The sequence below is a fragment of the Streptomyces colwelliae genome, assembly GCF_048158785.1.
In the GTDB taxonomy this organism is placed as follows: Bacteria; Actinomycetota; Actinomycetes; order Streptomycetales; family Streptomycetaceae; genus Streptomyces.
This window is the reverse complement of sequence record NZ_JBLTJC010000440.1, coordinates 1-7,895: the sequence shown is the minus strand read 5'-3', so window position 1 is coordinate 7,895 and position 7,895 is coordinate 1. Positions and strand designations below refer to the sequence as shown.

General features: G+C 72.4%; 6 protein-coding genes. All 6 read left to right on the top strand.

The window, feature by feature from the left end; genetic code table 11:
- A partial coding sequence (gene fxsT, locus ACNFOC_RS46905; protein WP_416965112.1) for an FxSxx-COOH system tetratricopeptide repeat protein occupies positions 1–2,943 on the top strand: 2,943 nt, incomplete at its 5' end.
- 105 nt (positions 2,944–3,048) lie between these two features.
- On the top strand, positions 3,049–3,258 hold the full coding sequence (locus ACNFOC_RS46900; RefSeq protein WP_416965111.1) for a YxD-tail cyclophane-containing RiPP peptide: 210 nt from the start codon (positions 3,049–3,051) through the stop codon (positions 3,256–3,258).
- A gap of 5 nt (positions 3,259–3,263) precedes the next feature.
- On the top strand, positions 3,264–4,469 hold the full coding sequence (locus tag ACNFOC_RS46895; protein WP_416965113.1) for an FxsB family cyclophane-forming radical SAM/SPASM peptide maturase: 1,206 nt from the start codon (positions 3,264–3,266) through the stop codon (positions 4,467–4,469).
- Between the two features lie 78 nt (positions 4,470–4,547).
- Positions 4,548–4,919, top strand: a complete 372-nt coding sequence (locus tag ACNFOC_RS46890) for a CU044_2847 family protein (protein ID WP_416965110.1) — start codon at positions 4,548–4,550, stop codon at positions 4,917–4,919.
- On the top strand, positions 4,916–5,857 hold the full coding sequence (locus ACNFOC_RS46885; protein ID WP_416965109.1) for an AAA family ATPase: 942 nt from the start codon (positions 4,916–4,918) through the stop codon (positions 5,855–5,857). Before ACNFOC_RS46890 ends, ACNFOC_RS46885 begins: the two co-directional genes overlap by 4 nt.
- Positions 5,854–7,767, top strand: coding sequence for a magnesium chelatase (locus ACNFOC_RS46880; RefSeq protein ID WP_416965108.1), 1,914 nt, complete (start codon positions 5,854–5,856; stop codon positions 7,765–7,767). The genes ACNFOC_RS46885 and ACNFOC_RS46880 overlap by 4 nt, the downstream gene beginning before the upstream one ends.
- Positions 7,768–7,895: the final 128 nt, after the last annotated feature.

Below are 7,895 nucleotides of genomic sequence, written 5' to 3'. Positions count from 1 at the left end.
ACCATCAGCTACGCGGGGTTCAACCGGCCGTGGGCCACCTGGATCGCCCACCAGCTGGAGCAGTTGGGGCACGAGACGACCCTGCTGCGGTGGGACCCGCCGAGGCAGATGTCGCTCGCCGACGCGCTGCGCAATCTGCTCAAGGCGCCGGGCCGGGTGCTGCTGGTCCTCGACGACTGGTACTTCTCGCTGGGCCCGCGCACCGACGCCGAGTGGACACAGGCGCTGCACGAGGTGGTGCCGCCGCACGTCGACCGGTTCTCCGCGGTCAGTGTGGCCACCCGGGCACTGCCCGCCACCGCCGCCCCGCTGCGCCCGGTCGATCTGCGCGACCTCGATTCGCGCGAGGCCCGGCGCCGTATCCTGCGCCGCCTGGACCTGGACGCGACCACCGCGTCCGGACCGGTGAGCGGCACCGCGCCGCGCTTCCCGAACGACCCCCCGGCCGTGTGGAACGTGCCGCGCCGCAACGTCCGCTTCACCGGCCGCGACGCCATCCTGGAGAAGCTGCACGCCCGCTTCGAGGAAGGCGGACGCGGCGGCGCCCGGGTCGCGCTGCGCGGTATCTCGGGCGTCGGCAAGAGCCAGATCGCCATCGAGTACGCCCACCGGTTCGGCAACGACTACGACATCGTGTGGTGGGTGGGGGCGCGGTTCCGGGCGCCGGCGCGTGAGCAGTTCGCGCAGTTGGCGCCGCGCCTCGAACTGCCGGTCGGGCAGGAGCTGGGCGAGCGGATCCGCGCGGTCCACGAGGCGCTGCGCACCGGCCGGCCGTTCCGCCGCTGGCTGCTCGTGCTGGACAGCGCCGACGACATGGAGCAGATCGAGGACCTGCTCCCGGAGGGCAACGGCCATGTCCTGATCACCACCCTCACCCAGGACTGGGCGGCCTCGGGCAGCGTCACCGAGATCGAGGTGCAGCCCTTCCGCCGTCCCGAGAGCGTGGCCTACGCCCGTCGCCGCGCCCAGCGGCTCACCGAGTCCGAGGCCGACGACCTCGCCGACGCCGTGCAGGACCTGCCGCTGCTGTTGGCGCAGACGGCGGCCTGGCTGGACGCCAACGTCATGCCGGCCAAGGACTATGTGGCGATGATCCGGCGCGGCGAGGCCAGCCAGATCGGCATCCGGATCTCCTCGGACTACCCGATGGGTTTCCAGACCAGTTGGTCGATAACTCTGAACACGCTCCAGGAGAACAACCCCGAAGCGGTGGAGCTGCTGCACCTGTTCGCGCTGTTCTCGCCGGACGCCATCCCGGTCCGGCTGATGCAGGCCGCCCACCCGTCCGACCTGCCGGCCCATCTGGCCGCGCTCGCCGGCGACCCGATCCGCTGGCACACGGCGCTGCGCAGACTGTCCGAGTCGACCGCGGTCCGCCTCGACTACGTCGAGTCCTCGGAGGCCGAGCCGGCCGTGGACCGCGTGTCCATGCACCGCCTCTACCACAGCTTCCTGATCAGCACCCTCACCGAGGACCGCCGCGAGGCGCTGTCCACGATCGCCTGCACGCTGCTCGCGGGCGCCGACCCGCGCCGGCCCAACGACACGCGTGAGTGGACGCGTTACGCGGAGCTGATCCCGCACCTGGAGACCGCGGGCGCGCTGGACAGCCGGGAGCCCGTGGTCCGGCAGCTCGTCCTGAACTGCATCGACTACATGCGGGTACGGGGCGAGAACCGGGCCGCGCTGCGCCTGTGCGAGCAGACCGTCGCCCGCTGGCGCACCCGGCTCCAGCCCGACGAGCGGGACATGCTGGTGCTGACCCACGACCACGCCAACATGCTGCGGCGCAGCGGTCGTTACCGCGAGGCGGAGGCCGTGGGGCGCGCCGTCCTCGACCAGCTCACGGAGACCCGCGCCGACGACGACCCCGATCTGCTGCGCGCCAAGAACGGGCTGGCCGGGACCCTGGTGTCGCTGGGCCGCTACGACGAGGCCCACCAGATGTTCGAGGAGTGCGTCCACGCGTACTCCGACACCCTGGGCGCCGAGGCCCCGCGCACCCTCCAGGACCGCGGCAACCTGGCCGTCGTCACCAGCCTGTTGGGCCGCTACGAGGAGTCGCTGCTGCTGCACCGCGACATCCTGCTGATCCGCGAGCGGCTGCTGAACCCGCGCCACCATCTCACCCTGCGCTCCGGCATGTTCTACGCCTGGATGCTCAGGCTGCTGGGCCGGTACGCCGAGGCCACCTCACGGCAGGAGCTCAACGTCCGTGCCCACCGGCAGGCGATGGACCGGTTCACCCCGCAGACCCTGTTCGCCGAGCACAATCTGGCGCTGTGCATGCGGCGCACCGGTGATCTGCTGGGCGCCGAGTCGCTGATGCGCAGCGTGGTGGAGCGGTTCGTGCAGCGGCAGGGGCCGCGTCATCCCGACGCGCTCCTGGTACAGGCCGACTTCGCGACCTTCAACCGCGAGCACGGCAATCTGGAACAGGCGCGGGAGATGGCGGCGACCGTGGCCGAGGACTACGCCCGCCTGGTGGGCCCCGAACACCCTTACGCCGTGGGCACGTTGGGCAATGTCGGGCTCGCGCTGTGGGAGTACGGCGAGCGGGACGAGGCGCTGCGGATCGCCGAGCTGGCGCTGACGCGGATGCGGGCGGCGGTCGGCCCCACCCATCCGTGGGCGCTCGGGGCGGCACTCAACGCGAGCGGTGCGCGGAGCCTGGCCGGTGACGAGGAGGGCGCGGCCCAGCTCAGCCGCGCGGTCCTGGAGTCGGCGCGCGCCACGCTGGGCGAGACCCATCCGCTGACCCTGTCCTGCAAGGCGGCCCTCGCCGGTGACCAACGCGCGCTGCGCCGCGGCCAGGAGGCCACCAAGCTGGAGAACGAGGCGCTCCAGCAGCTCTCCGACACTCTCGGGCCACAGCATCCGCACACCCTGTCGATCCGCCGCAGGGAGCGGCCGTACTGGGATTTCGAGCCCCTGACGACGTGACTCCCGCGGACCCACCCGCAACGGGAGTCGCCGGGGTCCCAGGGCGCTAGCATGGCCGAGTTCCGTAGCCCAAGGGGGACTTCGGCCTTCCTGGAGAGGTAGAACGTGCGGGGAAGAGAAGGGGACGGCCCCTCCAGGCTGGGAGAGCGGGGGCCGGGCGGCGTGTTGCCCGACTTCGCGGATCTGGATCTGAAGGCCCTGTCCCGTCAGTCATCGCACCCGGTACTCGCCGCGGTGGCCAGTGGCCTGCTGCCCCGGATGCTGCGCGGCGAACCCGCGATGGCCTTCTACGAGGACGGCCCGTACCAACTGTGACCGCCCTGTGGCCCCTTGAGAAACTCGACGTCGCGGCCTTACGGCGGTCCGGGTTACGGGCCGTGCCCTTCCGGCAGTTCGTCCTCAAGGTCAACGGCCGCTGCAATCTCGCCTGTAGCTACTGCTACGTCTACGAGGGCGCCGACAGCAGCTGGCGGGACCGCCCCAACCGGGTCTCCCCCGCGGTCGTGCGACGCACGGCGACCCGGATCGCGGAGCATGCGGCGACCCATCAACTGACGTCCCTGCAAATCAATTTGCACGGTGGCGAACCATTGCTGGCCGGGGTGTCGAACCTCGTCGCCCAGGTCAGCGAGGTGCGTGCGGCGGTCCGCGCCCGTTGTGGCCGAAGCTGCACTGTTGACGCCTCCGTGCAGACCAACGGCACCCTCCTCACCGAGCAGGCGGTGGGCCAACTCGCCGACGCGGGCGTGCGGATCGGGGTGAGCCTGGACGGCGGCACCGCCGCACTGAACCGGCGCCGGGTGGACCACGCGGGCCGCTCCTCGTGGGCGAAGACCGTGGCCGGGCTCCAGGTGCTGCGCGATCGTCCGGAGGCGTACGCCGGGATCCTCAGCGTGATCGACCCGGACTCCGATCCCGCCGAGGTCTACACATCGCTGACGGCGTTCGAGCCCCCTTCGATGGACCTGCTGCTGCCGCACGCCAACCACGCGTTCCCGCCCGCCGCGAAGGGCCCGCATCCCTACGGCGACTGGCTCGTCCGGCTCTTCGACCTGTGGTTCGACGCGGGTGAACGGGCCGTGCCGATCCGGCTGTTCCACGAGATCATCGCCCTGCTGCTCGGCGTGCCCTGCCGTGCCGAGGCGGTGGGCAACGCGCCCGTGGTCGCCGTCGTCGTCGACACCGACGGCACCATCGAGCAGGTCGACTCGCTGAAGACCGCCTACGCCGGAGCCCCGGCGACCGGGTGCGACGTCTTCGACCACTCCTTCGACGACGTCCTGGACCATCCCGGCGTGGTGGCACGGCAGTTGGGCACCGACGCGCTCTCCCCCACCTGCCTCACCTGTCCGCTCGCGGAGGTGTGCGGGGGCGGCAACTACGCGCACCGCTACCGCCCGGTCGAGGGATTCCGCAATCCGTCGGTGTACTGCGCCGACCTGCACCTCCTCATCCCGCACATCGCCCGCCGGGTGCGCAGCGCCGCCGACGCCGACTTCCCGCGGGGACCGATCAACACCCTTTGACCACAGGGCTGTTGATGGGGCGCCAGAATTGGGGAAGGTAAGGGGAGTATTCCGGCTCTCCAACGGGGGAAGTGCTGCATGGCGATCGTGACGAGGGTGGCCGCGGACGGCCAGGACCAACAGGTGCCGATCTACGTGGAGGTCGACACCGCGCCGCCGCCCGGCGGCCTCCCTGGCGTGTACGACGGGATCGACACCCGGGAGAACGCGGCGGAGCGCGTGCTGGCGGTGGCCCGGGACGTCTACGGCGACGGCCTGGAACTGGCCCGGCGCTGCGCCCGGCAGGCGGCGGGCCGGCTCCACGACCTCGGTGAGGGGCTGACCCCCGACGAGGTGGAACTCCAGCTGTCCATCAAGCTCGACGCCGAACTCGGCGCGTTCCTGGTGAAGTCGGGGGCCGAGGCACAGCTCCAGGTGACCTTCCGCTGGACACCGGGCAGCACGTCGTGACCGGTGCGGTCGACGGCTCGGACGTGCACATCCTGCCGTACAGCCATGTCGTCGGGCAGCACGAGCTGAAGCTCGCGCTCGAACTCAACTACATCGCGCCGCGGATCGGCGGTGTCCTCATCAGCGGGCAGCGCGGCACCGCCAAGTCCACGGTGGTGCGGGCCTTCTCGCTGCTGACCGGGGGCGAGCTGCCGGTCACCCTGCCGATCAACGCGACCGACGACCGGGTGCTGGGCGGCTGGGAACTGGACGCGCTGATGCGGGGCGAGGCGCGGACGCAGCCGGGGCTGCTGGAGGAGGCCGGCGAGAAGGGGATGCTGTACATCGACGAGGTCAACCTGCTGGACGACCACATCGTCAACATCATCCTGGACGTCGTCTCCACCGGCGTGCTGTCCGTGCAGCGCGAGGCCATCGACACCGTACGGAACATCGCGTTCGGTCTGGTCGGCACGATGAACCCCGAAGAGGGCGGTCTGCGGCCGCAGTTGCTCGACCGGTTCGGTCTGATGGTCGCCGTGTCCGAGCTGGACCAGGAGCAGCGCCGGGCCATGGTGCTGGCCGTGCTCCGCTTCGACGACGCGGCCGGCACGGACTCCCCCTGGCTGGCCGAAGGCCTCGACCGGGACCGGGAGTTGCGCGAGCGGCTCGACCGGGCCCGGGACTCCGTGCAGGACGTGCGGCTGAGCGAGGACATCGCGAAACTGTGCGCCGATGTCGCCACCCGGCTGCGTGCGGTGGGCCATCGCGGCGAGGTGGTCACCGCGTGGGCCGCCCGCGCGCTGGCCGCCTTCGAGGAGGCGGACGCCGTGACCGCCGACCACGTACGCCGGGTGGTCCCGCTGTCCCTGCGGCACCGGCGGCCCGAGGCGGCGCACGGCGGTCCGGTCGAGTGGACGGCGGAGGAGTCGGAACTGCTCGACGGGCTGCTGGGATGAGCGCGCCCGCCGAAGGCCGCCCGGTCGGACCCCGCCAGCGCCTGTTACAGGTCCTGGCCTGCTCCGCGCTGGGCCCCGGCCTCGACGGGGTGCTCCTGTTCGACCTGGAGCCGGAGATGGTCGCCCCGGTGACCGACGCGTTCGCCGGCCTGCTCCAGCTCCGCGAGCAGCGTCCCGTACGGCGGACGACGCTCGGCTCGGTCACCGGTGACGACGAACTGTGGCTGCGGCCGACGCTGCGCCACGACGGCAACGGCGTCAACTTCTCTTTGGCACCGGGCCCGTTGGTGGACAACGCCCCCGACTCGGCGATGGTCGTCGTGGTGCCCGACCTGGTCCGCCTCAGCCTGCCGGGCATGCGAGCGGCCGTACAGCTGCTGGGCGCGGACGTGGCCGCGGTCGAGCGGTCCGGTTTCCGGGCCCGCTGGCGGCCGCGCGCCCGCTGGCTGGCCGCCTGCCAGGAGGCGGAGATCGGCCGTCTGTCCCCGCATCTGCTGGACCGCTTCCCGATCCGCCTCAACGCGGCCGGGCTACGGCGGACCAGCAGCGGTCCCGACCGGGTGCTCGACGCGCTCGACGGACGTGAACCCGAGCCGGGTCTTGGCGAGTTGCCCCCGTCCTGGCGCAGCGCGCTCGCGGCCCGGACGCGTCCCGTGTGCACGCTGACCGAGGAGGCGGCGGCGCACGCCGTGGGATTGTTCCGCGGGGACACCAGCGGCCGCCGGGCGATCGGGCTGGCGCGTCTCGCCCGCGTACTGGCGGTGGTGAACGGCGCCGAGACCTGCGGCCCCGACCGGGTCGACGAGGCCGCCCGGCTGCTGGGCGTGGCCGCGCCCCTGGCGACTCCGGCGGGCAACGGCCGTTCCACGAACGGCACTTCTCTCGCCACCGGGGACGGCACCGACGGCAGGCCGCCACCGCCCGAGCAGCCGAAGGCGGACCCGGTGCCCGAGGACACCGGCCAGGCGGGTCAGCCGGGTGGTGCGATGGCGCTTCCGGCGGGGCCCGCCGAGGCCCTGGACACTTTCACGGCCGACACGGGAGAGGAGCGGGGCTCGCCCTTCCCGGAGGACGACGCACGGTTCCTGCGGGAGTTCGCGCCCCTGCGCATTCCCTGGCAGCGGCGTCCGGAGCCCAGTTCCGCGCGGGGTCCGGTGATCGGTGTCCGGTCCGCCACCACGCTCCGGGACCTGGCCGTCGTAGCCACCGTCGTAGAGGCCGCCAAACACCAGAACCTGCCCGGGAGGCGCACGCTGCGCGCGAGCGGGGACGGCCAACTCGTCGTCCTGCCGGGCGACTTCCGCAGCTACGCACGCCTCCCGGTGGCAGAACGCATGCTGGTACTCCTGCTCGACCACACCTGCCGACGAGGCTGGGACTGGCAACCGGCGCTCGCCCCCTACCTCCAGTGGGCCTACACGGGACGCGCCTCGGTCTGCCTGGTGGAGGTCGGCAGCAAGGACGCGGCCCACGAGCTGCGGGCCGACCACTTCATCGCCCGCAGCGTCCTGGACCCACGCGTCGGCGGCGCCCTGCACCGCCGCCCCGGCCGCAGCAGCCCCCTGGCCCACGGCCTCACCCTCACCGACCAGCTACTGCGCCGAGCCTTCCAACAACGGTCCAACCTGGTGGAGGCCTGGCTGGTGGTCGTCTCCGACGGCCGGGGCAACGTCCCCCTCGACGCCAGCGCGGGCGGCCGCCTCCTGGGCCCGGTCCGCCGCACCGGCATCGACGACGCGATCACGGCCGCGGCCCGCATCGGCGCCATGGGCCGCATGCGCCTCCACTCCGTGGTGATCGACGCCGCCCGCCAACCACACCCCGACCTCCCGTTCCTCCTGGCGGACGCGCTGGGCGGCGTAACCGTGGCGGGCCGCACGACGCGGGGGGTGACACCCCATGCCCACTAAGCACGCGGTGCACCAACTCCCTAAAGGGGCGCGGGGCTGTGTCAATCTGCGGCTCCGCCGCGGGGCGCGACCAGCCCCCACCGGCCCGCACCCGACCAACAACCTCACGCCGGGGGTGACGAATGCCC

What these genes read in the sequence shown, in the direction of transcription:
- ACNFOC_RS46890 (WP_416965110.1), top strand. Translation starts at nt 4,548, where the DNA reads ATGGCGATCGTGACGAGGGTGGCCGCGGACGGCCAGGACCAACAGGTG.
- ACNFOC_RS46880 (WP_416965108.1), top strand. Translation starts at nt 5,854, where the DNA reads ATGAGCGCGCCCGCCGAAGGCCGCCCGGTCGGACCCCGCCAGCGCCTG.